Annotated in this window: 2 protein-coding genes; both read right to left on the reverse strand. The window is 56.0% G+C overall.

Annotated features, from left to right (window positions below):
- On the reverse strand, positions 1–296 hold a 296-nt coding region (gene tnpB / locus J3U88_RS34035), incomplete at its 3' end, for an IS66 family insertion sequence element accessory protein TnpB (protein WP_207863685.1).
- The gene (locus J3U88_RS34040; protein ID WP_207863686.1) at positions 293–517 is read right to left on the reverse strand and encodes a hypothetical protein; all 225 of its coding nucleotides are present in this window, start codon (positions 515–517) and stop codon (positions 293–295) included. The genes J3U88_RS34040 and tnpB, both read right to left, overlap by 4 nt.
- Positions 518–593: the final 76 nt, after the last annotated feature.

Raw genomic sequence — 593 nt, forward strand, 5'->3', positions numbered from 1 at the left:
GCGCCCTCAAGGATCAACCGTAGTTCCATTGTTGAAAGCCGAGACGGGCTATCCCGCCGCCAGAGGTTGGTGAATTGGCCGGCTTCGAGACGTTTATAGTAAAGACATAGCCCCGATCCATCCCAGAAGAGCGCTTTGACCCGATCTCGTCGCTTATTCATAAACACGAAAACCTGGCCGGACAAGGGGTTGTGGCCCATGACGTTGCGGCACACGGCGGCGAGCCCGTCATGAGATTTTCGCATGTCGGTGGGTTGGTTAAAAACGTGGACCTCGACCCGCTGATCCCAAATCATGGCCACCGCCCATCAAGCATGCGCACCAGCCGAGCAACCTGTTTCAGCGAGATGTCACGGCTGAGATGGAGCGCCGTGCCATGCTTGGTGACGAGTTTAATCGAGGCCTCGCGGGTCTCCGGTTTTGGGTATTCGGGCATCTGCGCTGCTTCATCGGGTTCGACCTGGAGACGAATGAAACCCGGCGATTTCTGTTTTGGCTCGATTCTTAGCTTTCCCAAAGCAACCTCCTGAACCTTTTCCAGGAAGTGTAGCCGTCTCGACGCTTTGCGTCTGAACCCTCGTTGGTAGGCTTAC

Source organism: Acanthopleuribacter pedis (assembly GCF_017377855.1).
Taxonomy (GTDB): Bacteria; Acidobacteriota; Holophagae; order Acanthopleuribacterales; family Acanthopleuribacteraceae; genus Acanthopleuribacter; species Acanthopleuribacter pedis.